Raw genomic sequence first — 24,435 nt, forward strand, 5'->3', positions numbered from 1 at the left:
AGCATGACCGCTTCGCCACGAGGTTTTCAGGATGTAACGGCGCTACAAAATCAGGCTGCCAAACAGGAAGCCAAACGCCACCGAGAAGGCAATCGCCAACACGCCGGGAATAATAAAGGAGTGGTTAAACACAAACTTACCGATACGGGTTGATCCGGTGTCATCCATTTCGACGGCGGCCAACAGCGTAGGATAGGTCGGCAGCACGAACAGCGCGGAAACCGCCGCAAAGGAGGCGACGGCGGCCAGCGGCGACACGCCCAGCATCAACGCGGCAGGCATTAACGCTTTGGTGGTGGCGGCCTGCGAATAGAGCAGCGTGGCGGCGAAGAACAGCACCAGCGCCAGCATCCACGGATAACCTTGCAGCATGTCACCGGCTAACGCCTGAATGTCGTTGAGGTGTGCTTTAACGAAGGTATCGCCCAGCCACGCAACGCCCATCACGCAGATACAGGCGCTCATGCCTGATTTAAAGGTGCTGGCGCTAAGGATTTCACCGGTATCGATTTTGCAGGTCAGGCAAATTAGCGTGGCAACGGTCAGCATAAACACCACGATAGCTTCGTTGCGCGGCAGCACCGGATTGGTGATCAGGCCAACGCTGTCGCTAATCGCGGTGGCGTAGAGCACCACGGCGGCGATGCCGATCAGGAAGAGGAAGACAGCACGCTTCGCGCCTGGTTTGATGTCATAAACCTGCTCACCGCGCAGTTTCACTTCTCCTTTTGCTAAACGCGCCTGGTAAACCTCATCATCCTTGAGTTCTTTGCCGAGGAAACTGGTGATGATAGCGGCGCAGAAGATTGCTGCCATGGTAGAGGGAATCGCGACGCCTAACAGCGCCAGATAACTTACGCCACGCGGTTCAAGAATGGAGGCGAAAAACACCACTGCCGCAGAAAGCGGCGACGCGGTGATGGCAATCTGCGAGGCGACGACCGCAATCGACAGCGGACGTGAAGGGCGTACGCCTTGCTCTTTCGCCACTTCAGCAATCACCGGCAAGGTGGAGAACGCGGTGTGACCGGTACCGGCCAGCAGCGTCATGATGTAGGTGACCAGCGGCGCAAGGAAGGTGACATAGCGTGGATGACGGCGCAGTAGGCGCTCGGCCAATCCCACCAGATAGTCGAGACCGCCAGCGATCTGCATCGCGGCAATCGCGGCAATCACCGCCATGATAATTTCGATCACATCGAAGGGGATCGCGCCAGGTTTTAAGCCGCAAATCAGCGTCAACGCCAGCACACCTAAACCGCCCGCGAAACCGATGCCGATGCCGCCAAGACGCGCACCGAGCCAGATCGCCAGCAGGACAATAACCAACTCCACTACTACCATTCGTTCCACTCCCTGAGCCGCAGAGAAATCCCGACTCTTAAAGTTGTAGCCGCCAAAATGAAAAAAGCACGCCGCATTGTATACGGGCGTGCTTTTGGCAACTTGATCCGGAACGGATTACTGTTCGTTTTCGTCGGTGTAACGTTTGGCTTTATATACCGGATGCATCAGGTTCTGAATGGAGAAAATATCGTCCAGTTCGGTTTCCGTCAGCAGGCCGCGCTCCAGCACCACTTCACGTACGCTCTTGCCAGTTTCGGCACAAATCTTACCGACGATATCGCCGTTGTGATGGCCGATGTACGGGTTGAGATAAGTGACGATACCAATCGAGTTGAACACGTAAGCTTCACACACCGCTTTGTTGGCGGTGATGCCGTTGACGCATTTTTCCAGCAGGTTGAAGCAGGCGTTCGTCAGGATGCTGATCGATTCGAACAGCGCCTGGCCAATCACCGGCTCCATTACGTTGAGCTGCAGCTGACCGGCTTCTGACGCCATGGTGACGGTGATGTCATTGCCGATCACTTTGAAGCACACCTGATTCACCACTTCTGGCACCACAGGATTCACTTTGGCGGGCATGATTGATGAACCGGCCTGCAGTTCTGGCAGGTTGATCTCATTCAGGCCGGCGCGCGGACCGGAAGAGAGCAGGCGCAGGTCGTTACAGATTTTCGACAGTTTCACCGCCAGACGTTTCAGCGCTGAGTGCACCATCACGTATGCGCCGCAGTCGGAAGTGGCTTCAATCAAATCTTCTGCAGGCACCACCGGCAGATTACTCACTTCCGCCAGACGCTGTACCGCCAGCTGCTGGTAGCCATCTGGCGTGTTGAGACGGGTACCGATGGCGGTCGCGCCAAGGTTCACTTCCAGCAGCAGTTCGGCGGTGCGCAGAATGCTGCGGGTCTCTTCATTCAGCAGCACGTTAAACGCGTGGAACTCCTGGCCAAGCGTCATTGGCACCGCATCCTGCAGCTGGGTACGACCCATTTTCAGGATGTTTTCGAACTCAACCGCTTTACGCTGGAAGCCTTCGCTCAGCTGATTGATACCGTCGAGCAGTTTCAGGATCGAAGCGTACACCGCGATACGGAAACCGGTAGGATAAGCGTCGTTGGTGGACTGACACTTGTTCACGTGATCGTTGGGATTGAGGTACTGATATTCACCTTTCTGATGGCCCATCAGCTCCAGACCGATGTTGGCCAGCACTTCATTGGTGTTCATGTTGACCGAGGTGCCCGCGCCGCCCTGATAGACGTCAACCGGGAACTGATCCATGCATTTACCGTTATTCAGCACTTCATCACAGGCCTGAATAATGGTGTTGGCGATATTGCGGGGAATGGTCTGCAACTCTTTGTTGGCGAGCGCGGCTGCTTTCTTCACCATCACCATACCGCGGACAAACTCCGGTATGTCGCTGATTTTACTGTTACTAATATAGAAGTTTTCAATCGCACGCAGAGTATGAACACCGTAGTAAGCGTCTGCCGGAACTTCGCGCATGCCTAACAGGTCTTCTTCGATACGAATGTTGTTCGCCATGATTACCTTCTTATTATTGCTGCCTGGTTACTGCCGGGCGTCCGGATGGACGGGCGGCAATTAACGTGCAGGTGAAGCGATTATATTGTCGTGGAATGTCAGCGCCGACATATTATCCATCTTCGCGCTGACGGGCACGATCATATTCTGATGTTACAGAATTGTTTGTGCACAGATCACTTTACGGGCTTTTGCAGGCCCAGCGGTAATAACGATATGTGATGTACTTCGCAATTTTAAGTCAGTGGGAAAAAAATGGCAGGATCGGTTGAAAATGCCGGTGCAAATGCCCATCTCTATCAATACGGTCCTACAGACCCTCCCTTTCTGCTGCCTGGCAATTTGCGGGGCAGCTCCAACTCACAGGAGAATTCGGTGCGCTGGTTACCGTTAGTGATTTTTTTTGTTTTGGCCTGGATTGAGATCTCAATCTTCATTCAGGTCGCACATGCGCTGGGCGTGCTGCTCACCATGCTGCTGGTGATCTTCACCTCGTGTATTGGTGTGTCGCTGGTGAAAAATCAGGGCATGAAGAACTTCCGGCTGATGCAGGAGAAGCTGGCGCGTAACGAAAGCCCGGCGGCGGAGATGACCAAAAGCGTTTCGCTGATTATCTCCGGCTTCCTGCTGCTGTTGCCGGGTTTCTTCACCGACTTCCTTGGTTTACTGCTGCTGTTGCCGCCGGTGCAAAAACATCTGACCCTGAAGTTGATGCCGCATCTGCGCATGTGGCGCGGACCGGGCGCTGGTCCGGATGCCGGTTTCACCGTGGACGGTGAATACGAGCGAAAAGATCAGGACCGAATTGGTCGCGATAAAGACCAATAAACTCATCAAGGCGGCGCAAGCCGCCTTTTTGCTGCATTTTTCGCCATCTGTTGCAAAAACGAAAATATTTATATTTTTTGCCCTTGAATCCCCACTTATTGCCCCTATCTCTTCCAGCACGAGGCTGGAAGCCCTGCTGTCCGGCTCAACCCCAAAAATGAATGATTGGACTTTCTAAAGGAGAGCTATCAAATGAAAATTCGTCCATTGCACGATCGCGTTATCGTCAAGCGTAAAGAAGTCGAAGCTAAATCAGCGGGCGGCATCGTGCTGACCGGTTCAGCTGCCGGTAAATCTACCCGCGGTGAAGTCCTGGCTGTTGGCAAAGGCCGCATCCTGGAAAACGGTGAAGTTAAGCCACTGGACGTAAAAGTGGGTGATCTGGTGATTTTCAGCGAAGGCTACGGTGCTAAAACCGAGAAAATCGACAACGAAGAAGTTCTGATCATCTCCGAAAGCGACATCCTTGCAGTAGTTGAAGCGTAATTTACGCGTAATTCACTGAACGAAACGAATTTAAGGGATATTTGAAATGGCAGCTAAAGACGTAAAATTCGGTAATGACGCACGCGTAAAAATGCTGCGTGGCGTAAACGTACTGGCAGATGCAGTAAAAGTTACCCTGGGCCCGAAAGGCCGTAACGTGGTTCTGGATAAATCTTTTGGTGCACCGACCATCACTAAAGATGGTGTTTCTGTTGCGCGTGAAATCGAGCTGGAAGACAAGTTCGAAAACATGGGCGCACAGATGGTGAAAGAAGTGGCCTCTAAAGCGAACGACGCAGCAGGCGACGGCACCACCACCGCAACCGTTCTGGCTCAGGCAATCATCACCGAAGGCCTGAAAGCAGTGGCTGCGGGCATGAACCCGATGGATCTGAAGCGCGGTATCGATAAAGCCGTTATCGCTGCCGTTGAAGAACTGAAAACCCTGTCTGTACCTTGCCAGGATTCACGCGCTATCGCACAGGTTGGTACCATCTCTGCTAACTCCGACGAAACCGTGGGTACTCTGATCGCTGACGCGATGGACAAAGTGGGCAAAGAAGGCGTTATCACCGTTGAAGAAGGCACCGGCCTGCAAGACGAGCTGGACGTGGTTGAAGGTATGCAGTTTGATCGCGGCTACCTGTCTCCTTACTTCATCAACAAGCCAGAAACAGGCGCAGTTGAGCTGGAAACCCCTTTCATCCTGCTGGCTGACAAGAAAATCTCCAACATCCGCGAAATGCTGCCCGTGCTGGAAGCCGTTGCGAAAGCCGGTAAGCCACTGCTGATCATTGCAGAAGACGTGGAAGGTGAAGCACTGGCAACGCTGGTGGTGAACACCATGCGCGGCATCGTGAAAGTGGCTGCGGTTAAAGCACCTGGCTTCGGCGACCGTCGTAAAGCCATGCTGCAGGATATCGCTATCCTGACCGGCGGTACCGTGATCTCTGAAGAGATCGGTATGGAGCTGGAGAAAGCTACCCTGGAAGATCTGGGTCAGGCAAAACGCGTAGTGATCAACAAAGACACCACCACCATCATCGATGGCGTGGGCGATCAAGGCGCTATCTCTGGCCGCGTAACGCAGATTCGTCAGCAGATCGAAGAAGCGACCTCTGATTACGACAAAGAGAAACTGCAGGAGCGCGTAGCGAAACTGGCAGGCGGCGTTGCCGTTCTGAAAGTGGGCGCAGCCACTGAAGTTGAAATGAAAGAGAAGAAAGCACGCGTTGAAGATGCTCTGCACGCGACCCGTGCTGCAGTAGAAGAAGGCGTAGTTGCTGGTGGTGGTGTGGCGCTGGTTCGCGTTGCAGCGAAAATCGCCGCATCTGGCCTGAAAGGCGATAACGAAGATCAGAACGTGGGTATCAAAGTTGCGCTGCGCGCAATGGAAGCACCACTACGTCAGATCGTGTCTAACGCCGGCGAAGAGCCTTCAGTTGTTGCTAACAACGTGAAAGCGGGCGACGGTAACTACGGTTACAACGCGCAGACCGAAGAGTACGGCAACATGATCGACTTCGGTATTCTGGACCCAACCAAAGTGACCCGTTCTGCGCTGCAGTACGCTTCATCTGTTGCGGGCCTGATGATCACCACCGAAGCGATGGTGACCGATCTGCCTAAAAACGATGCACCTGATTTAGGTGGCGCTGGCGGTATGGGTGGCATGGGCGGAATGGGCGGCATGATGTAATTGCCCCTGACTGCTTAAGTCATCTGGAAAACCCCCGATCGGAAACGGTCGGGGGTTTTTCTTTTGCTGGGGAACAAGGTATAAGTAAGGGCGCAATACTTCGGCTTTACGGGTTTAGGGCAATGAATGTTCAGAAAAAAAGTGCGCTTTTCTGCTACGCTGCCGCCCGACACTGATGATAATAAATGGGGATTACAATGCGGATTAACCTCTTGCTCGGTCTGGCAGTCGGAACTTTACTGCTGGCGGGCTGTAGCAGCTCCAATCAACTGAGTGCTGGCGGCGAACGCGTGACCTTCACCGACCAACAACCCGCAAGTCAATGTCAGCTGCTGGGAACGCTCACCGGCTCCCAGAGCAACTGGCTGAGCGGTTCAGGCGGTGAAGGCAGTTCACTGCGTGGCGCAGCGAACGACCTGCGCAACCGCGCGGCAGAAATGGGCGGTAACGTGATTTATGGCGCCACCAGCCCGACGCAGAATCTGCTGTCCGCTTTCGCGCCGCTCGACAGCAAAATGACCGGACAGGTGTATAAGTGCCCGTAAGTTGCAATCGTAAAAAAAGCCGCTAATGCGGCTTTTTTTATTCCTGACGCAGCTGTAAATCCAGCGGCGTCTTGCTGGGCTCGCCGCCAATCTCGCGCGCCAGTTTTGGCACCATATAACCGGACACCATCGCCAGCAGCTGGCGCACTATCATGCGTGCTTCTTCATCGGAAACAAAGAAGTGCGCCGCGCCTTGCACCTTATCCAGCACATGCAGGTAGTAGGGCAGAATGCCGGCATCAAACAGCGCATTGCTGAGATCCGCCAGCGTCTGCGCATCATCATTCACATCACGCAGCAACACGCTCTGATTAAGCAGCGTAACACCCGCACGCTTCAGCATCTGCATGCCGAAACGCAGCTCGTCATCAATTTCCTGCGCGTGGTTGATGTGGCTCACCATCAACACCTGCAGACGCGTGTCGGCCAAAATCTGACACAAGCCTTCAGTGATTCGCGCCGGGATTACCACCGGCAAGCGGGTGTGAATGCGCAGGCGTTTGAGGTGCGGGATTTTTTCCAGCGCGTCCACCAGCCATGCCAGCTCATGATCTTTCGCCATCAGCGGATCGCCGCCGGAGAAGATGATCTCATCCAGTTCCGGATGCGTGGCAATGTAATAAATCGCCGCCTGCCAGTTGCGCTTGTTGCCTTGGTTATCCTGGTAGGGGAAATGACGGCGGAAACAGTAGCGGCAGTTGACCGCACAGCCGCCTTTTACCAGCAGCAGCGCACGGTTTCTATACTTATGCAGTAAACCCGGCACCACGCTGCTTTGTTCATCCAGCGGATCGGTGCTATAACCTGGCGCATCAATAAATTCCTGACGGCTGGTGAGCACTTGCAGCAGTAGCGGGTCCGTCGCATCGCCTTTTTTCATGCGTGCGATGAAGGCGCGCGGTACGCGCAGGGCGAAAAGCTTGCGTGCATCAGCGCCTGCAGCCAGATCAGCATGCTGATCAAGAGATAAAAGTTGCAGTAATTCAGCAGGTTCGGTGACAACATCAGCTAGTTGCTGCAACCAATCTTCTCTGACGGGGGGATTTAGGGTTACAATGTGTGCCATTTTTTTGGCTATTTACCAGTTCAATATTTACAGAGGGCCTTTATGGCGACTTATCTTAGCAACGATTTCCGTCCCGGTCTTAAAATCATGTTCGAAGGCGAGCCATATGCCATCGAAGCCAGTGAGTTCGTTAAGCCGGGTAAAGGCCAGGCATTTGCGCGCGTAAAAATGCGTCGTCTGCTGACCGGTTCTCGCGTTGAGAAGACCTTCAAATCTACTGACTCTGCCGAAGGCGCAGACGTTCGTGATATGACGCTGCAATACTCTTACAACGACGGCGACTTCTACTACTTCATGCATCCGGAATCTTTCGAGCAGTATCAGATCGAATCTAAAGTGCTGGATGACGTGACCAAGTGGCTGCAGGACAATGCAGATTGTATCGTTACCCTGTGGAACGATAAAGCGATCGCTGTTCAGCCACCGAACTTCATCGAAGCGGAAGTCATCGAAACCGATCCAGGCCTGAAGGGTGATACCGCAGGTACCGGCGGCAAGCCCGCTACGCTGTCGACTGGCGCGGTCATCAAAGTGCCACTGTTCGTACAGATTGGCGAAGTGGTAAAAGTGGATACCCGCTCTGGCGAATACGTTTCTCGCGTAAAATAATCGTCAAATCAGGCGCATCATTGATGCGCCTTTTTTCTCTCTGTGTGTTTCCCTTCTCTTTTTTCACCCGCCCAATCCGCAGTTTTACAGATCAAGACTATGCTTTAAGAGCTGTACTTTTACTGCAACCAAAAAGGATATGGCTATGTTAAAGAAAAGTATTGTCGCGATTTTTTCCGTGCTGGTGCTCTCATCCGTTCTGACCGCCTGTAATACCACCCGTGGTGTTGGCGAAGACGTTCAGGCGGGCGGGAAAGCGATTCAGCGCAGCGCACAGTAAGCTATTCCGGTGTGAAAGCGACTTTCGCACCGGTTCTCTCTATTTCTGCTCTACCCAAATCAATTCATCCACCGGGAATCCGGCACGTCTGGCCTGTTCAACCAAACGCTGTTTTACACTCTCATCCAGCTGCGGCGTACGCGACAGAATCCACAAGTAGCTACGATTCGGCCCGCATATCAGCGCATAGCGATAGTCAGGATCCAGCGCAATCACGTTGTAACCGCCATAAAACGGGCCAAAGAACGACACTTTCAGCGAGGCACGCTGTTTATCGCCGGTGAAGTAGGCTTTGCCCACGCTCTCCTGCCAGCGCTGTTTCTGCGGATTGTAGCCACGGTTGATCACCTTCAAGCCGCCGTCCTCGCGCGGACTATAATTAGCGGTAACCTGTTGTAATCCGCGCTCAAAGCGGTGATCGAGGCGGGCGATTTCATACCACTGGCCGAGATAGCGCTGACTGTCGAAACCTTCTACCACCGTGACGCCTTTGGGCGGCGTGGTCGTACAGGCAACGGAGAGAAAGGCGCTCAGGCTGGCGAGCAGGGTTTTCCATGGGGACATTGTGGGATTCCTTTACGATTTTAATAGGTTAAGTATAGCTGCCCGATACCAAATTGCTGCCTGCGCCCGCTGTCGTTGTTTGCTTTCGGCAATGCGGGTAGACTTCCACCCCTTATCTGTATGAGGAGTCATCAACATGAGCGAAACGGCAAGCTGGCAGCCGAGCGCATCCATTGCCAATTTGTTGAAACGCGCCGCTATTATGGCGGAAATACGTCGTTTCTTTGCCGATCGCGGCGTGCTGGAGGTCGATACCCCGGCGATGAGCCAGGCGACCATTACTGACATCCATCTGGTGCCGTTCCAGACGCGTTTTGTTGGGCCCGGCGCTGCCGAAGGGCGCGATCTGTGGCTGATGACCAGTCCGGAATATCACATGAAGCGCCTGCTGGCGGCCGGCAGTGGCCCGATCTACCAGATGGGTCGCAGCTTCCGTAATGAGGAAGCGGGTCGTCACCACAATCCCGAGTTCACCATGCTGGAGTGGTATCGTCCGCACTATGACATGTACCGTCTGATGAACGAAGTGGACGATTTGATGCAGCAGGTGCTGGAGTGCGATAGCGCGGAATCGCTGTCGTATCAGCAGGCGTTTATCCGCCATCTGGAAGTGGATCCGCTGTCGGCCGATAAAGCACAGCTGCGCGAAGTGGCGGAGAAGCTGGGCGAGGGCGAGCTGGCGAATCGTGAAGAAGACCGCGATACGCTGCTGCAACTGCTGTTTATGCTGGGCGTTGAACCGAAGATTGGTAATGATAAGCCGTGCTTCGTCTACCACTTCCCGGCAACACAGGCCGCGCTGGCGGAGATCAGTACCGAAGATCACCGTGTCGCCGAGCGTTTCGAGGTCTATTACAAAGGGATTGAGCTGGCGAACGGTTTCCGTGAGTTAACCGATAGCCGTGAGCAGCGTCAGCGCTTTGAACAGGACAATCGTCGTCGTGCTGCGCGTGGCCTGCCGCAACATCCTATTGATACCAATCTGCTGGATGCGCTGGCACACGGAATGCCTGCTTGCTCAGGCGTGGCGTTGGGCGTGGATCGTTTGATCATGCTGGCACTGAAGGCCAGCTCGCTGAGCGAAGTGATCGCCTTCCCGGTTGATCGCAGCTAAATTATCAGGGCGCGCAAGCGCCCTTATGGCGTGGTGGTGGCGGGCGCGGTGACTTCAGGGAATTCCTGAATCGTCACCGGCAAGGTCATTTTCTTTTCATTACGCAAAATCTGCACGTCAATCACCGAGCCCGGACGAATTTCTGCCACCTGATCCATGGTTTCCTGCGCCGAGAGCGCAGGTTTTCCATTCACTTCAAGCAGCACGTCATTGGCTTGAATGCCAGCGCTATCGGCAGGCCCGCCCGGCGTGACGTCGTTAACGATGATGCCCTGAACGCGATCGAGATTATTGCCCTGGCCATGTAGCGGCGGCAGTTCGCGCCCCCTAATGCCGATATAGCCGCGAATCACCCGACCATCACGAATCAGCTTATCCATGATTTTGCTCGCCAGCGCGGTGGGAATGGCGAAGCCAATCCCTTCCGGGGTTTCGCCATCGCTGCTTTTATCAAACGTCAGGGTATTAATGCCCATCAGTTCGCCCAGCGAGTTAATCAATGCGCCGCCCGAGTTGCCCTGATTGATCGAGGCATCGGTCTGCAGGAAATTTTGTCGTCCGGATGAGCTTAAGCCCACGCGTCCGGTGGCGCTGATAATGCCTTGCGTCACGGTTTGACCGAGGTTGTACGGGTTACCGATCGCCATCACCACATCGCCGATGTGCGCGATGCGTTTGGCGTTGATGGGGATAACCGGCAAGTTGGAGGCGCTGATTTTCAACACCGCTAAATCGGTCATGGCATCGGAACCCACTAAGTTGGCTTCGAAGAAGCGTCCATCCTGCAGCGCGACGATGATTTGATCGGCGTTATTAATCACATGTTTATTCGTGAGGATGTAGCCTTTGCCGTTCATGATCACGCCGGAGCCGAGCGTGGTGATGCCGCGATTATTGTTGCCGTGGGCGCTGCGGTTATAGACGTTGACGACTGCGGGCACGGCGCGTCGCACACCCTGATTAAAACTAACGGGTGCTTCATCGTCGCTGTTGTCATGTTCAAAGGTGATGTTGCTGCCCATACGTAACGCAGGGATCGCGACAAGCAGTAAGCCAGCCACGATCAGGCCCATCACCACAGAACGCAAAAGTTTAAGAAACATGGTGTTATTTCAAGCCAGGTGAGATCGCAGGGCAGAATAGCATGAGAAAGGCGGACAAACACCTGCTTGTCCGCCTGATGCGAGGATTATCGCAGAAGCAGGTAAATACTCTCTTCGCCGCGCACCACGTTCAGTGCCAGCACCGGCGGTTTGCCTTCCAGCACTTTGCGCATTTCAGCAATAGAAGCGACGCGATTGCGGTTCACGCCGATGATCACATCGTCTTTCTGCAAACCCACTTGCTCCGCTGGCGTGCCTTTTTCGATGGCATCGACTTTCACGCCTTTGTCACCGGTTTTGGTCGCGCCATCGCTCAGCGTTGCGCCTTGCAGGGCCGGGGACATCAACTGCGCGCTGGCGGTGGTTTGCGCGCTCTGTTCCAGCGTGACGGTGACATTGACCAATTTGCCTTCACGCAGCAGGCCAATTTTCACGTCCTGGCCCGGCGGCGTGGTGCCGACTTTCACACGCAGCTCAGCAAAGCTGGTGATCGGCTTATCATTGATGGAGGTAATAATATCGCCGGCTTTAATGCCCGCTTTCTCGGCGGCTGACTTCGGCAGCACTTCAGAAACAAAGGCACCGCGCTGCGCATCCACATTGAACGCTTTGGCGATATCGGCGGTCATTTCCGTGCCTTTAATGCCGAGCTGACCGCGCTTCACTTCGCCGAACTGAATCAGCTGCTGCGCCAGGTTCATCGCCATGTTGGCCGGTATGGCGAAGCCGATGCCGATGTTGCCGCCGCTTGACGCCAGAATCGCGGTGTTGATACCAATCAACTCGCCATTCAGGTTCACCAGCGCACCGCCGGAGTTACCGCGGTTAATCGCGGCATCGGTCTGAATAAAGTTCTCCAGACCTTCCAGATTCAGGCCGCTTCGGCCCAGCGCAGAGATGATGCCTGATGTGGCCGTTTGACCCAGACCAAATGGATTTCCGATGGCCACGGCAAAATCACCCACTTTTAACGAATCGGAATCGGCGATTTTTATCTGCGTGAGATTTTTCGCGCCTTCAACCTGAATCAAGGCGATGTCGGTTTGTTCATCGTGACCGATTAACTTAGCGTCATATTCGTTGCCGTCACCCAGCTGCACGCTGATTTTGTCGGCGTTGCTGACAACATGATTGTTAGTAAGGATGTAGCCTTTAGCGGCATCGATGATCACGCCGGAGCCCAGACCTTCAAAGGGTTGAGGCTGAGATTGGCCCGGAGCCTGACCAAAAAAGCGCTTCAGCGGTTCAGGAATCTCCTGCGCCTGCTGGCCGCTGTCGGTACCTTCAACACGCACGCTCACTACTGCGGGCAGAACTTTTTCCAGCATCGGTGCCAGGCTTGGCAATGCTTGTCCCTGAATCTGGGCGGGAAGAGTCGCCAGCGCACTCGGTGCCGCAGCCAAACTCATCCCGATACCCAAGGCTAATGCGCTTAACAGACGTGCTTGTTTTTTCATTGCTACAACGCTCTCGCTGCGAAAGGGATAAAAGAAGTGTGACAGTAGTTTGTGGTTTGTGTTCGAAAACAAAAAGGGCACAGCCAAGCTGTGCCCCAAAAGGATTAATTACGCGGTGCGCGGTCGCTGCCACGTAACAGGCCGGATGCGCCTTCAGAATAATCACGCGGCATCTGTACCGGCGCCTGATCGTTATCCGCTTCGGCTTCCGTCAGCTGGTAGGCAAACGGATTTTTTTCGCCCGGCAGGTTTGGCAGCAGGTCGTTAGATCCTTTCGCCATGTGCTGATACAGCTGGCGGTAATCATGTGCCATGTTGTCCAGCAGCTCGGCGCTGCGGGCGAAGTGGTTGGTGAGCTCTTCGCGGTAATCCGCCAACTCAGCCTTCGATTTTTCCAATTCATACTGCATGCTACGCTGCTCGCGCAGCTTCTTGTTGCCAAAACGCATGACGACTGCGCCGACAATAATGCCAATCACTAACCCAATCAGCCCGTATTCCCAGGTCATAATGACTCCCGTGTAATTTCCGTTGTTTCGTAGGGCATTGCTTCTGTTGCAACATCAACTTCAATAGCAGCCACTATACCCAATAATCTATTGGAAGTGGAACTATCGGGCTGCATCGCTTAGTGTAGAGCGGCCTAATTTTCGTCAACCGACCCGTGAATCGGACTTTTTCAGGGATTCTGAGAGAACCATGCAAACCTCATCTCCGCTTGCACGCTACGAGCAGGCGCTGTCGCAGGGCGAATTCCGCCCGGATGACGTACAACGAGAAGCGATTACCCGCTTAGATACTATCCAGCAAGGATTGATTGCCCGCCAGCAACAGGTTGAACCGGCTGCCAAAGGTCTGTTTGGCCGCTTGTCTAAGATGATCAATAAAGAAAAAAACACCCATGAAGCGCCCGTGCGCGGCCTCTATATGTGGGGCGGTGTAGGACGCGGTAAAACCTGGGTAATGGATCTGTTTTTTCAGTCAATTCCTGGTGATCGTAAGCTGCGCCTGCATTTCCACCGCTTTATGCTGCGTGTCCATCAGGAACTGACGCAGCTGCAAGGCCACAGCGATCCGCTGCTGATTGTCGCCGATCGCTTTAAAGCGGAAACTGACATTCTCTGCTTCGATGAGTTTTTTGTCTCAGATATCACCGACGCCATGCTGCTGGGCACGCTTATGGAAGCGCTGTTTGCGCGCGGCATCTCGCTGGTAGCCACCTCGAACATTCCGCCGGATGAGCTCTATCGCAACGGCCTGCAGCGCCCGCGTTTCCTGCCTGCCATCGAACAAATCAAGCGTCATTGTGACGTGATGAACGTGGACGCCGGTATCGATTACCGCTTGCGCACCTTAACCTCGGCGCATTTATGGAACTTCCCGCTCAACGATGCCACGCACAGCGAAATGGAGCGCATGTTCCGTGCGTTGTCAGGCAAAGTGCGTGAAGACGCGCCGGTGCTGGAGATTAACCACCGCCAGATGCCGACGCTCGGTGTGCATGAAGGCGTGCTGGCGATCAATTTCCTGACGCTGTGCGGCGAAGGGCGCAGTCAGCATGACTATATTGAGCTCTCGCGCCGTTTTCACAGCGTCTTGCTGTATGATGTGCCGGTGATGATTTATAAGACCGAAGATCAGGCGCGCCGCTTCCTGGCGCTGATCGATGAGTTCTACGAACGCCATGTGAAACTGGTGGTCGCGGCGGAAACATCACTGTTTGAAATTTATCAGGGCACACGCTTGAAGTTTGAGTATCAGCGCTGCTTGTCGCGTTTGCAGGAGATGCAGAGCGAAGAGTATTTGCGTCTGCCGCATCTGCCCTGATGACGTGGCATAAATCGTAGGTTTTAGATGCAAAAAGGTTCGATCTTTGAGTTCGACTTCTCTATAATCTTGCGACCCCACGTTACAGCATCGGTTTTCTTTCCCAAGAACTCGATGTGATCCGGTAACTCACTTGAAGGGGTGGCTTGCTGGGCAAAATGGTCGTGTGAGCCTCAATCGTTTACTTAGCGTTTGGGATTTCACCAACGTGTAACTTTTTATTTGGGTAAGCTTTTCAATGAAAACTTTTACAGCTAAACCAGAAACCGTACAGCGTGACTGGTATGTTGTTGACGCAACGGGCAAAACCTTGGGTCGCCTGGCGACTGAACTGGCGCGCCGTCTGCGTGGTAAGCACAAAGCGGAATACACTCCGCACGTTGATACCGGTGATTACATCATCGTTCTGAACGCAGAAAAAGTTGCTGTAACCGGCAACAAGCGTACTGACAAGATTTACTATCACCACACTGGCCACATCGGTGGTATCAAGCAAGCGACCTTTGCAGAGATGATCGAGCGCCGTCCTGAGCGTGTGATTGAAATCGCGGTTAAAGGCATGCTGCCGAAAGGCCCACTGGGTCGTGCTATGTACCGTAAACTGAAAGTTTACGCAGGCAACGAGCACAACCACGCGGCGCAGCAACCGCAAGTTCTTGACATTTAATCGGGATTATAGGCAATGGCTGAAACTCAAAACTACGGCACTGGTCGCCGCAAAAGCTCTGCCGCTCGCGTCTTTATCAAGCCGGGTAGCGGTAACATCGTAATTAACCAGCGCTCTTTGGAGCAATACTTCGGTCGCGAGACTGCACGCATGGTCGTGCGTCAGCCGCTGGAGCTGGTTGATATGGTTGGTAAATTTGACCTGTACATCACTGTTAAAGGTGGTGGTATTTCTGGTCAGGCTGGTGCGATCCGTCACGGTATCACACGCGCTCTGATGGAGTACGACGAGTCTCTGCGTTCTGAACTGCGTAAAGCGGGCTTCGTTACCCGTGATGCACGTGAAGTTGAACGTAAGAAAGTCGGCCTGCGTAAAGCACGTCGTCGTCCGCAGTTCTCCAAGCGTTAATTGTTTGCTGCTTCGGCAGCGGCAGTTGGCTCAAAAAACCCGCTTCGGCGGGTTTTTTATTATCTGCATTTATGATTTTTTCCCACAAAAAACGCGAGCTCTACCCGCATTTTGCCCGCAAATCATCACGCCCGCCCCACAAGCTGCTTAAAATCTGGTAAACTCACTGTCACTTTGCGCCTGCGAGACGCAGCGTTGTGCTTGTCGTTCCTGTCGGGAAGGCCGGTCGATGCGACTAACGCTGACGGTAGGCGAATCTGATGAGCCGGTGAGTCGCCGCGTGGTTGGCTATTCGCAGTATCTTTTTGTGAACAAACTTGGAGGTTTTCATGGCTGTCGCTGCCAACAAACGTTCGGTAATGACGCTGTTTTCTGGTCCGACTGACATTTTCAGCCATCAAGTACGTATCGTACTGGCTGAGAAGGGCGTCAGCGTGGAGATCGAGCAGGTTGAAACGGATAACCTGCCGCAGGATCTGATTGACCTCAACCCGTATCGCACCGTACCGACGCTGGTCGACCGTGAACTGACGCTGTATGAATCACGCATCATCATGGAATACCTCGATGAGCGTTTCCCGCATCCACCGCTGATGCCGGTTTATCCGGTCGCGCGCGGTGAAAGCCGTCTGATGATGCACCGCATTGAGCAGGATTGGTACAGCCTGATGCGCACCATCGAAACCGCCAACGGTGCAGAAGCCGACGCAGCGCGCAAGCAGCTGCGTGAAGAGCTGCTGGCGATTGCGCCACTGTTCGCACGCACACCGTTCTTCATGAGCGAAGAGTTCAGCCTGGTGGATTGCTATCTGGCGCCACTGCTGTGGCGTCTGCCGCAGATGGGTGTTGATCTGTCTGGCGCGGGTTCAAAAGAGCTGAAAGGCTATATGACGCGCGTGTTTGAACGTGACTCTTTCCTTGCGTCACTGACGGAAGCAGAACGTGAAATGCGCCTGCAAGCTCGGGGCTAATGTATGGAAATGTCGCAACTAACGGCGCGTCGTCCTTACTTGTTGCGGGCGTTCTACGACTGGTTGCTGGATAATCAGTTGACGCCGCATCTGGTGGTCGACATCAATCTGCCTGGTGTGCAGGTGCCGCTGGAATATGCGCGTGATGGACAGATCGTTCTGAACATCGCGCCGCGTGCGGTAGGCAATCTTGACCTCGCCAATGATGAAGTGCGTTTCAACGCACGTTTCGGTGGCGTACCACGTCAGGTTTCTGTGCCAATGGCTGCGGTTTTGGCGATTTATGCCCGTGAAAACGGCGCTGGCACCATGTTCGAGCCGGAACCGGCTTATGAGGTGGCGACGGACGAGCAGGATGGTAGCGGTCAGGAAGAGACGATGATGTCTGTGATTGATGGCGATCGTCCGGATGATGCGACTGACGACGATCACTCGCCAGATGATGAGCCGCCGCCGCGTGGCGGACGACCTTCACTGCGTGTGGTGAAGTAAAACGTGCAATAAAAAACGGGCCGATTGGCCCGTTTTTTTATGCCTGCGCGTCTTAGTAGACGTCGCGCAGGTAGCGTTTATCTTTCTTCAGCTGATCAACGTAAGCCGCCGCACGCTCGCTGGACAAGCCACCGAACTGACGAACCACTTCATACAGCGCGGCATCAACGTCTTTTGCCATGCGTGATGCATCGCCACACACGTAGAAGTACGCGCCATCCTGCAGCCAGGCGTACAGCTCAGCGCCTTTCTCCAGCATGCGATTTTGCACGTAGATCTTCTCTTCCTGATCGCGCGAGAAGGCCAGATCCAGATTAGTCAGCAGACCTTTCTCCTGCCATGCCTGCAGCTCTTCTTCGTAGATGTAATCATGTGCCTGATGTTGGTCACCGAAGAACAGCCAGTTTTTACCTTCTGCGCCAGTTGCCTGACGTTCCTGCAGGAAAGCGCGGAATGGGGCGATACCGGTGCCTGGTCCAACCATGATCAGCGGCGCATTGCCGTTTGACGGCACGCGGAACGCTTTGTTGGGCGAGATAAAGATCGCCGGCTTTTCGCCTCGACGTACACGTTCAGCCAGATAGGTTGAACACACGCCTTTGCGCTCGCGGCCGCCGCTGTGATAGCGCACGGAAGCGATGGTCAGATGCACCTGATTTGGATGGGCTTTTGAGCTCGACGAGATGGAGTAGGCGCGATGCTGCAACGGACGCAGCATGGCAACGAATTCCGGCACCGACAGGCTGCGCGTCAGCTCAAGCTGCAGCAGATCCAGCGTATCTTTGCCCCACAGCCAAACGGCAAGGGTATCTTTGTCGTCGTGTTGCAACACGTGACGCAGTTCCTGGTTAGTAGTGTTCTGGCCAACCCATTCAATCAGTTTGCGTGACGGCTCGGAAATTTCGAACTGATAAGTCAGCAGATCGCCAAGGTTGCGGTCAAAGCCAGGTACCGGCGTTTCGTAATCGGCTTTCAGCTGAGTCAGCAGCAGTGAAACCAGCGACGCGTCATTCACCGGGATTACACCCAGCGCATCGCCCGCTTCATATTTCAGACCGCTGTCGGTGAGATCAAACTCAAAGTGACGAATATCTTTCGCTGACTCTTCAGCCGACAGGCGCTTATTGGTCGCCAATGCGGCCGCATAAGGATTTTGCTTATTGCTGCCCGGAATGACAGGTGCTTCTGGCGCGCTTTCTAATGCATTACCGCTGCTGCCCGCACTGGCGGCGAATTGCGGCATTGCCGTGCCAATCCATTCGCTGGATGGCTCTTCGAAGTCGATATCGCAGTCGATACGATCGGCGACGCGTTTGGCACCGAGCTGCTCCAGACGCATATCGATGAATTTACCTGCCTGGCAGAAACCGTCGTAGCCGGTATCGCCAATTGCCAATACCGCAAAGTGCATCTGCTCCAGACGCGGCGCGGTGCTGGCTGAAATTGCGTTCCAGAACAGCTGAGCGTTATCCGGCATTTCGCCTTCGCCGTAAGTCGAGGTGACAATCAGCACGTGACGCATGGTAGCGAACACATCCAGATCCACTTCGCCCAGCGCCTGCACCACTGGCACCAAACCTTTGGCGCGTGCGGCTTTAGCGGCCGTTTGCGACAGCGCTTCAGCGTTACCGGTCTGTGAACCGAACAGGATATGCAGCTGCGTATTGGTGCTGGCACCCGCAGCCGGTGCGCTCTGCTTGTCTTCTAATACCAGCAGGCGCGAATGGAGACCGGCGAGGAAGCCCGCCAGCCAGTATTTCTGCTCACCGTTAAACGGTGCATCTTCAGGAATGTAAGGAATTTTCATCGGTAAGGCACTCAATCCTGTTCAATCAAAATATAAAAACTAAATTACACATGTTCAGTAGCACTGTAATCAGGAAAGTTTTCCGACTGCAGCTGCGATTTCTGGCAATGCCGCACGCGCAAACAGCTCTTCAAAATCAGGCAGATGGCCCAGTACTTCACGGTTGCAGGCATCCTGATAAATGATCCAGCCGTATGTCGCCAGGCTGTCCATGGAGCGAATGTTGCGCTGCGTTAATGCTGCTTTGTAATCTGCCATACGTTTAGCGGCGATCAGGCTTGCCAGTTCGTCATCGCTGTAGCTCTCAATCGCCGAGCGTGCATGACGTTGCAGACGGCTTATCAAGGTGAAATCTTCGGTCATCAGCAGATTGCGTACCGCTTTTTCCACCGCCGGATCTTCCACCGCCGTGCCTTTCGGCAGTTTGCCCAGCGCCAGCTGCTGCGCGAGGCTGAGAACGGTGTAGTTGTTCAGCAGAACAAACATCTCCAGCGTATCGGTCGCGCCGTAAGCCGGAACCGCGCCATTGGCAATGGTTTTACCGTCACGCCAGGCCGATTTGAATTTCGTCACCTGATGCGCAGCCAGCGACGTTGACAGCTCTTCAAGCAAGTCTTTGCGTGATTTGGCTTTCAGGATCTCGGTGCCATCCTGATACAGCAGCAGCGAACGCGGCATCACATACACAAAGTGATGGCACTCGGTTTCCCAGTTATCCAGCAGCCAGGCCGCGCGTGGCGATTGGGTCGCTTCCAGATGCCAGTTCAGCATGGTTAGCACCGCTTGTTTGTGCACCTGCGCCATTTCATCTTCATCGGCGATGGAGCCAAACAGCACTGAATCACCTGCCGCGTGCGCAGCCAGCGATCCATACGGATCATACTGGTAAGCGAAACCGCCGCTCATGCCGTTGCCGAAGCCTTTACCGAAGGTGCCAAGGTTGAGGATGGCGCCGTTGGTCATGTATTCGCAGCAGAAATCACCAACGCCTTCAACTACCGCGGTAGCGCCGGAGTTACGCACGGCGAAGCGGTCACCCGCCTGGCCCTGAACGAACAGTCGACCGCCGGTCGCGCCAAACAGCGCGAAGTTACCGATCAACACGTTGCCATCGCTGTCCTGTGCGCCGCCGCCTGGTGACATCACCACCAGTTCGCCGCCGCACTGGCCTTTGCCAACGCCGTCGTTACAGGTGCCGTAATGCTTCATTTGCATGCCGTCGTTGCAGAACGCGCCGAACGACTGGCCAGCAGAACCGCTGGTATTAATCTGCACGCTACGCGGCGCCAGATAGTGACGACCGCGATCGTCTTTCATTACCGCTGGCAGAGCTGCCAGTTGATCTTTAGGTAACTCATGGTTCAGCATGCGCTCGATATCGATCGCCAACTGACCGCCCACGCTCTTGTTACGGTTGTTCAGGGTGATGCCCGCGCCCAGCGCGATTTCACGGCTTGCCGCGCCAACCAGCTGCGTTTTCAGCTCGTTTACCCAGCCATCATCCAGTTCAAAGTCTTTTTCCAGATACACCGGCTTAGCAATTTTCTGCTCTGGCACCACGGTCAACATCGCGCGCAGATCCAGTTTGCCGACTTCCAGCGGGTGATCCATCAAGTGCAGCAGATCCGAACGGCCACGCGCTTCACGCAGGGAACGCAGACCAAGGCGGGCGAGGAACTCACGCACTTCCTGCGCCACGTTGATGAAGTACTGCGCCAGCTGACGCGGATCACCATCAAAGGCTTCGGCGTTGGTGGTTAAACCGGCCGGGCATTTGACGTTACAGTTTTTCGCCATCACGCATTTCAACATCATCAGCGCGGTGGTGCCGAACTCGAAGCTGTCGCCACCGAGCAGGGCAGATTTGATCACATCGCTGCCGGTCTGCTGCGCGCCGGAGCAGCGCAGCTGCACTTTGTCGCGCAGGCCGTTAGCACACAGCGCCTGATGCACTTCGGCGATACCAATTTCCGCGACGCGGCCGGTATATTTCAGGCTGGTAACGGAAGCTGCGCCGGTGCCGCCGGTATTACCCGCGACGTTAATCACATCCGCGCCGGCTTTCGCCACGCCGACGGCGATGGTGCCAATACCTTCAGATGAAACCAGTTTGACGATGACGCGCACGCGCGCGGCTTTACAGTCGTGGATCAGCTGTGCCAAATCCTCGATTGAGTAAGTGTCGTGGTGCGGTGGCGGTGAAACCAGCTCAACACCCGGCGTACCGCCACGCGCGGCGGCAATCTCAACGGTCACTTTCGGTGCCGGCAACTGACCGCCTTCACCGGGCTTCGCGCCCTGACCGATTTTGATCTCCAGCTCTTCGAGCATCGGGTCAGCCAGATAAGCCGCCCACACGCCGAAACGACCGGATGCCAACTGCTTGATACGTGACGCACGGATGGTGCCGTGACGTGAATAGTGCTCGCCACCTTCACCGCAGTTACTCATGCCGCCAACCATGTTGGTACCGTGCGCGACAGCTTCGTGCGCAGGCGCAACCAGCGCACCGTGGCTCATCGCACCGGAAGCAAAGGTGCGGGTGATTTCATGTGCCGGTTGAATCTCTTCCAGCGGCAGCGATGGCAGCGCGGTGAAGATCAGCGACAGATAATCAGCGGCTTTGCCGTAAGCGGTGATGTGCAGTACGCCATCCGCCACGCTGCTGCTTTCGATATCGTCGGTAAAACGGGTTTTCAGCGCACGCGCCAGCGCTTCCAGGCGCTCGTTCTCTGGTTTCAAGCCCGCAATCGCATCGATCAGACGCAGCTCAAATTGATTCAGGCTGCCGTTCACCGCTTCACACTTCAGGCCACGCGTAGCGAAGCCGTTGTTCACCAGCGAGTAGCGGCCCAGTTTGCGGCCGAATTCGGCTTCGCTATCAACGTGGGTCAAATCGCACGGCAGCGCAAGGATGTCGCGCAGCGCCGCTGGACGACGTTTACGCTCGGCATGCATCAGGCCGGAGAACTGACGGTAATCGGGCGTGATGGCAAAGGTGTCGATCACATCATTCGGGATGCGCTCAAAGCTGCTGTCTTTAAAGGCTTCTGCTTTGATGTTGAACGCGTTATCCAGTTTGGCCAGCGTCATCAAACGAATAAAGTTGTCCTCTTCGCGCTCTTTGTTAGCAAAGCGAATCGGCTGTTCCGTCATATCGATAAAGGTACGTACCGCGATGGTGCCGTACGAGTGGCCCGCGCCTTCAGCACGCTCTTTGAACAGGCCGAGCAACGGCACTTCCGCTTCGCCCTGAATTTTCAACGCGCTCTGATGCCAGTCAACTGCCATTTGAGCGATTGCCGGGAAGCCCGCGCCGCCCACTGGGGTTTTGATATTCGGGAAATATTTCTTCAATACCGGATCGTCGGTATTGAGGAAGTTCGGCTCGAAGAATTCGCCGCAGCTGTAGCTCTCAACGGTACACAGGCCGACTTTACCCATGGTTTTCATCAGCGCTTTTTCGGCTGCTTTGGCATAGCGTTTAAAGGCTTTATTGCCTTCTTCGCCTTCACCGAATTTCTCTTCCGCACGCATCTGCACGCCGAGTGGGTAAACGGCAGAAGCACCGAAGCCCAGCGTCGCCGCGATGTGGTGTGAAGAGATGCTTTGACCACTTTCGACCACCAGCGAAACATCCAGACGCAAACCTTCCTGCACTAAGCGCTGGTTGATCGCCGACACCATCAGCAGCATCGGAATCGCTGCGTGCGTTGAGGAGATATGACGATCGGTGATCACCGCTATGCCGCCTTGCTGGCGTGCGAAATCCACCACCTGCTGGGCTAAGTCATCAATGGCTTTTTCCAGCGCGTTGGCGTTGGCCGCACGGCTGACGATATCTTTGCCGACCACCGGCTCATACAGCATCTCGAAGCGCGCATAAGGTGCGACGGTTTGCTCGCGCAGGCGCAGCATGTCGAGGTGCGTAAGAATTGGCGTCGGAACAATGATTTGCTGACCTTTACTGCGGCCGAGATGCGGTTTCGCACCCAGAGCAACGCGCAGCGTCATGCCGTCCGCTTCACGAATCGAATCGAGCGGCGGGTTGGTGACTTGTGCAAATCGCTGTGAGAAGTAGTGCGCCATGCCGCCTTCGTGATCGGACAGGCCATTGATGGCGTTGCCGTAACCCATTGCTGAGATCTTCTCAGCGCCGGTTTGCAGCATCGGGTCCATCATGAATTTGAAGCTTTCCTGGTTGTAGTAGTAGGCGACAAAACGTTGATAAGTTTTGAGGTCTCCACGATAACGCAGCGGCGAGCCGAGTTGCTCCGCCTGAATTTCCGGCAGGTCGGCGAGATCGATACGCGCTTTGCTCAGCAGCGACAGGTAATCTTTTTCGGCCGCCAGTTTCTCCAGCGCTTCAACCGTGGTGTAAGAGCGTTTCTCTTTGTGATCGTAATAGAGCATGCCGCCCGCTTCGATGCGGCCACGACGCAGGACGCTTTCCGGTGGGAAGGCGATCTGGCCCGCTTCAGACATCGCACCGATGTATTCCGCAGTTTCAACGGAACGCAGCGGACGCAGACCGAGGCGGTCAAGACGCGCACCGATCACTTCACCGTTACCGAAGATCAGCGCAGCTGGACCATCGTTCTTCTCTTCATATAAAGAGAAGTACTCGAGCATGGCGCGCACTTCGTTAGAGAGTGACGTATCGTTCTCCCACGCCGGCGGCATCATCGAAACCACGGCGTTAATCAGGTCGAGATTATCTTCCATCAAACGGCTGTGGATGCTCTGGTCGAGACGTGAGCTGTCTGACTGACCTTTTGGACGCACAATTTTTTTACCGCGCGCCAGCATCAGTGCCGCTTCAGCGATGCGGTTTTTACGGTCGGTATTCAGCTCGCCGTTGTGCGCCATTAAGCGGAACGGCTGCGCCATGGTGGTGTGCGGATCGGTGTTAGTCGAGAAACGGGTATGGAAGAACAGCCCGCGGACCTGATGGTCCTCATCGGTCAAATCTTTGAAGTACGGGATCACTTCGTTGGAGTTCAGGCGTGCTTTAAATACCTGCGTGCGCGAAGAGAGCGACAGCGGATAGAGGCCGCCGAATTCGCTTTCGGTAAAGGCGCGTGCTTCGATATCCAGCAGCGCGCGATAAATCTGGCGCTCGAATTCGAGTTGTTCCGTTACTTCCTGCGGCGCGGCAAAAATCCACTGCACAATCGGCAGCTGGAATTGCAGGGCGGCCGGGCGCGTCACGCTGCCGTCGAGCGGCATATCGCGTTTCACTAAGATCGGGAAGTTATGCGCCGCCAGCGTTTCTTCGACCAGACGCTCGGCGTTAGCACGCAGCTCTGCGTCTTTTGGCACGAAGAAGTTACCCACGCCAAAACGGCCAGCTTCCAGCGCCAGACCGGTAACCTTGCGGAAGAAGTTCAGGGAGAGATCGACGTTCACACCCGCGCCATCGCCGACGCCTTCGGCAGACATGCCGCCACGGTGCGGGACTGTGCATAGCGCGCTATGGGCCATGCGCAGAATCTCATGCGTCTGCTCGCCGTCCTTACGGGTAATGAAACCTACACCACAGCTGTCACTTCCGGCTGATGGGTCATACAAACCATAGGGATTCGGTTTTTGCGTGGACATTGAGAGTCTCCTT

21 protein-coding genes are annotated in these 24,435 nt (G+C 54.9%); 12 read left to right on the forward strand and 9 right to left on the reverse strand.

What is annotated here, in order from left to right; genetic code table 11:
* Positions 1-42: 42 nt before the first annotated feature.
* On the reverse strand, positions 43-1,344 hold the full coding sequence (locus tag AC6I8A_RS02615) for an anaerobic C4-dicarboxylate transporter (protein WP_256698239.1): 1,302 nt from the start codon (positions 1,342-1,344) through the stop codon (positions 43-45).
* Positions 1,345-1,461: 117 nt separating this feature from the next.
* Complete coding sequence (aspA, locus tag AC6I8A_RS02620) at positions 1,462-2,898, reverse strand: aspartate ammonia-lyase (protein WP_008104424.1); 1,437 nt, start codon at positions 2,896-2,898, stop codon at positions 1,462-1,464.
* Positions 2,899-3,273: 375 nt separating this feature from the next.
* Here aspA and AC6I8A_RS02625 point away from each other — a divergent pair, with 375 nt between their 5' ends.
* From AC6I8A_RS02625 to AC6I8A_RS02640, 4 genes are all read left to right on the forward strand, one after another.
* Positions 3,274-3,726: an FxsA family protein gene (locus AC6I8A_RS02625; RefSeq protein WP_293796314.1), complete on the forward strand. Its 453-nt coding sequence runs from the start codon at positions 3,274-3,276 to the stop codon at positions 3,724-3,726.
* A gap of 192 nt (positions 3,727-3,918) precedes the next feature.
* The gene (locus tag AC6I8A_RS02630) at positions 3,919-4,212 is read left to right on the forward strand and encodes a co-chaperone GroES (RefSeq protein WP_008104420.1); all 294 of its coding nucleotides are present in this window, start codon (positions 3,919-3,921) and stop codon (positions 4,210-4,212) included.
* A gap of 46 nt (positions 4,213-4,258) precedes the next feature.
* Entirely contained in the window at positions 4,259-5,911 is a 1,653-nt protein-coding gene (groL, locus tag AC6I8A_RS02635; protein ID WP_256698241.1) for a chaperonin GroEL, read from the forward strand.
* Between the two features lie 197 nt (positions 5,912-6,108).
* Complete coding sequence (locus tag AC6I8A_RS02640) at positions 6,109-6,456, forward strand: DUF4156 domain-containing protein (protein WP_061718298.1); 348 nt, start codon at positions 6,109-6,111, stop codon at positions 6,454-6,456.
* A 37-nt stretch (positions 6,457-6,493) separates the two neighbouring features.
* On the opposite strand, the gene epmB is transcribed toward AC6I8A_RS02640, so the two are convergent.
* Complete coding sequence (gene epmB / locus AC6I8A_RS02645) at positions 6,494-7,522, reverse strand: EF-P beta-lysylation protein EpmB (RefSeq protein ID WP_497818006.1); 1,029 nt, start codon at positions 7,520-7,522, stop codon at positions 6,494-6,496.
* Between the two features lie 42 nt (positions 7,523-7,564).
* On the opposite strand from epmB, the gene efp reads away from it, so the two are divergent.
* Together efp and AC6I8A_RS02655 are read left to right on the forward strand one after the other, a co-directional pair.
* A complete protein-coding gene (efp, locus tag AC6I8A_RS02650; RefSeq protein WP_034826669.1) occupies positions 7,565-8,131 on the forward strand; it encodes an elongation factor P in 567 nt (188 codons plus the stop codon).
* Positions 8,132-8,276: 145 nt separating this feature from the next.
* Positions 8,277-8,411, forward strand: a complete 135-nt coding sequence (locus tag AC6I8A_RS02655; RefSeq protein WP_008104408.1) for an entericidin A/B family lipoprotein — start codon at positions 8,277-8,279, stop codon at positions 8,409-8,411.
* A 39-nt stretch (positions 8,412-8,450) separates the two neighbouring features.
* Here the strand turns inward: AC6I8A_RS02655 and AC6I8A_RS02660 are convergent, their stop codons facing one another.
* A complete protein-coding gene (locus tag AC6I8A_RS02660) occupies positions 8,451-8,975 on the reverse strand; it encodes a lipocalin family protein (RefSeq protein WP_256698244.1) in 525 nt (174 codons plus the stop codon).
* A 136-nt stretch (positions 8,976-9,111) separates the two neighbouring features.
* Between AC6I8A_RS02660 and epmA the strand changes: the two genes are divergently transcribed.
* Positions 9,112-10,089: an elongation factor P--(R)-beta-lysine ligase gene (epmA, locus tag AC6I8A_RS02665; protein WP_256698245.1), complete on the forward strand. Its 978-nt coding sequence runs from the start codon at positions 9,112-9,114 to the stop codon at positions 10,087-10,089.
* A 23-nt stretch (positions 10,090-10,112) separates the two neighbouring features.
* Here epmA and degS read toward each other — a convergent pair whose 3' ends face one another.
* The 3 genes from degS to zapG all read right to left on the reverse strand — a co-directional run bounded on the left by degS (position 10,113) and on the right by zapG (position 13,158).
* Complete coding sequence (degS, locus tag AC6I8A_RS02670; protein WP_256698247.1) at positions 10,113-11,192, reverse strand: outer membrane-stress sensor serine endopeptidase DegS; 1,080 nt, start codon at positions 11,190-11,192, stop codon at positions 10,113-10,115.
* A gap of 86 nt (positions 11,193-11,278) precedes the next feature.
* On the reverse strand, positions 11,279-12,649 hold the full coding sequence (degQ, locus tag AC6I8A_RS02675) for a serine endoprotease DegQ (protein ID WP_256698248.1): 1,371 nt from the start codon (positions 12,647-12,649) through the stop codon (positions 11,279-11,281).
* 104 nt (positions 12,650-12,753) lie between these two features.
* Entirely contained in the window at positions 12,754-13,158 is a 405-nt protein-coding gene (zapG, locus tag AC6I8A_RS02680) for a Z-ring associated protein ZapG (RefSeq protein WP_064737767.1), read from the reverse strand.
* 190 nt (positions 13,159-13,348) lie between these two features.
* Between zapG and zapE the strand changes: the two genes are divergently transcribed.
* From zapE to sspB, 5 genes are all read left to right on the forward strand, one after another.
* Entirely contained in the window at positions 13,349-14,476 is a 1,128-nt protein-coding gene (gene zapE / locus AC6I8A_RS02685) for a cell division protein ZapE (RefSeq protein ID WP_256698249.1), read from the forward strand.
* 238 nt (positions 14,477-14,714) lie between these two features.
* On the forward strand, positions 14,715-15,143 hold the full coding sequence (gene rplM, locus AC6I8A_RS02690) for a 50S ribosomal protein L13 (protein WP_007886599.1): 429 nt from the start codon (positions 14,715-14,717) through the stop codon (positions 15,141-15,143).
* A gap of 15 nt (positions 15,144-15,158) precedes the next feature.
* Complete coding sequence (rpsI, locus tag AC6I8A_RS02695) at positions 15,159-15,551, forward strand: 30S ribosomal protein S9 (protein WP_007886600.1); 393 nt, start codon at positions 15,159-15,161, stop codon at positions 15,549-15,551.
* Between the two features lie 329 nt (positions 15,552-15,880).
* Complete coding sequence (sspA, locus tag AC6I8A_RS02700) at positions 15,881-16,522, forward strand: stringent starvation protein SspA (RefSeq protein WP_008104394.1); 642 nt, start codon at positions 15,881-15,883, stop codon at positions 16,520-16,522.
* 3 nt (positions 16,523-16,525) lie between these two features.
* Positions 16,526-17,014, forward strand: coding sequence for a ClpXP protease specificity-enhancing factor (gene sspB / locus AC6I8A_RS02705; RefSeq protein ID WP_256698250.1), 489 nt, complete (start codon positions 16,526-16,528; stop codon positions 17,012-17,014).
* Positions 17,015-17,066: 52 nt separating this feature from the next.
* On the opposite strand, the gene AC6I8A_RS02710 is transcribed toward sspB, so the two are convergent.
* Both AC6I8A_RS02710 and AC6I8A_RS02715 read right to left on the reverse strand, forming a co-directional pair.
* Entirely contained in the window at positions 17,067-18,821 is a 1,755-nt protein-coding gene (locus tag AC6I8A_RS02710) for a sulfite reductase subunit alpha (RefSeq protein WP_265300825.1), read from the reverse strand.
* A 69-nt stretch (positions 18,822-18,890) separates the two neighbouring features.
* Complete coding sequence (locus AC6I8A_RS02715) at positions 18,891-24,422, reverse strand: glutamate synthase-related protein (RefSeq protein ID WP_256698251.1); 5,532 nt, start codon at positions 24,420-24,422, stop codon at positions 18,891-18,893.
* Positions 24,423-24,435 lie beyond the last annotated feature (13 nt).

It is taken from the genome of Pantoea sp. X-Soil-ISGK-275, assembly GCF_059730795.1.

Excerpts from the sequence above, each read along its gene's own strand:
- AC6I8A_RS02715 (WP_256698251.1), bottom strand. The coding sequence starts at position 24,422 with ATGTCCACGCAAAAACCGAATCCCTATGGTTTGTATGACCCATCAGCC.
- zapE (WP_256698249.1), top strand. The coding sequence starts at position 13,349 with ATGCAAACCTCATCTCCGCTTGCACGCTACGAGCAGGCGCTGTCGCAG.
- AC6I8A_RS02660 (WP_256698244.1), bottom strand. The coding sequence starts at position 8,975 with ATGTCCCCATGGAAAACCCTGCTCGCCAGCCTGAGCGCCTTTCTCTCC.
- epmB (WP_497818006.1), bottom strand. The coding sequence starts at position 7,522 with ATGGCACACATTGTAACCCTAAATCCCCCCGTCAGAGAAGATTGGTTG.
- degQ (WP_256698248.1), bottom strand. The coding sequence starts at position 12,649 with ATGAAAAAACAAGCACGTCTGTTAAGCGCATTAGCCTTGGGTATCGGG.
- epmA (WP_256698245.1), top strand. The coding sequence starts at position 9,112 with ATGAGCGAAACGGCAAGCTGGCAGCCGAGCGCATCCATTGCCAATTTG.
- rpsI (WP_007886600.1), top strand. The coding sequence starts at position 15,159 with ATGGCTGAAACTCAAAACTACGGCACTGGTCGCCGCAAAAGCTCTGCC.
- AC6I8A_RS02655 (WP_008104408.1), top strand. The coding sequence starts at position 8,277 with ATGTTAAAGAAAAGTATTGTCGCGATTTTTTCCGTGCTGGTGCTCTCA.
- aspA (WP_008104424.1), bottom strand. The coding sequence starts at position 2,898 with ATGGCGAACAACATTCGTATCGAAGAAGACCTGTTAGGCATGCGCGAA.
- groL (WP_256698241.1), top strand. The coding sequence starts at position 4,259 with ATGGCAGCTAAAGACGTAAAATTCGGTAATGACGCACGCGTAAAAATG.
- rplM (WP_007886599.1), top strand. The coding sequence starts at position 14,715 with ATGAAAACTTTTACAGCTAAACCAGAAACCGTACAGCGTGACTGGTAT.
- zapG (WP_064737767.1), bottom strand. The coding sequence starts at position 13,158 with ATGACCTGGGAATACGGGCTGATTGGGTTAGTGATTGGCATTATTGTC.
- efp (WP_034826669.1), top strand. The coding sequence starts at position 7,565 with ATGGCGACTTATCTTAGCAACGATTTCCGTCCCGGTCTTAAAATCATG.
- AC6I8A_RS02710 (WP_265300825.1), bottom strand. The coding sequence starts at position 18,821 with ATGAAAATTCCTTACATTCCTGAAGATGCACCGTTTAACGGTGAGCAG.
- sspA (WP_008104394.1), top strand. The coding sequence starts at position 15,881 with ATGGCTGTCGCTGCCAACAAACGTTCGGTAATGACGCTGTTTTCTGGT.
- degS (WP_256698247.1), bottom strand. The coding sequence starts at position 11,192 with ATGTTTCTTAAACTTTTGCGTTCTGTGGTGATGGGCCTGATCGTGGCT.
- AC6I8A_RS02640 (WP_061718298.1), top strand. The coding sequence starts at position 6,109 with ATGCGGATTAACCTCTTGCTCGGTCTGGCAGTCGGAACTTTACTGCTG.
- sspB (WP_256698250.1), top strand. The coding sequence starts at position 16,526 with ATGGAAATGTCGCAACTAACGGCGCGTCGTCCTTACTTGTTGCGGGCG.
- AC6I8A_RS02615 (WP_256698239.1), bottom strand. The coding sequence starts at position 1,344 with ATGGTAGTAGTGGAGTTGGTTATTGTCCTGCTGGCGATCTGGCTCGGT.
- AC6I8A_RS02630 (WP_008104420.1), top strand. The coding sequence starts at position 3,919 with ATGAAAATTCGTCCATTGCACGATCGCGTTATCGTCAAGCGTAAAGAA.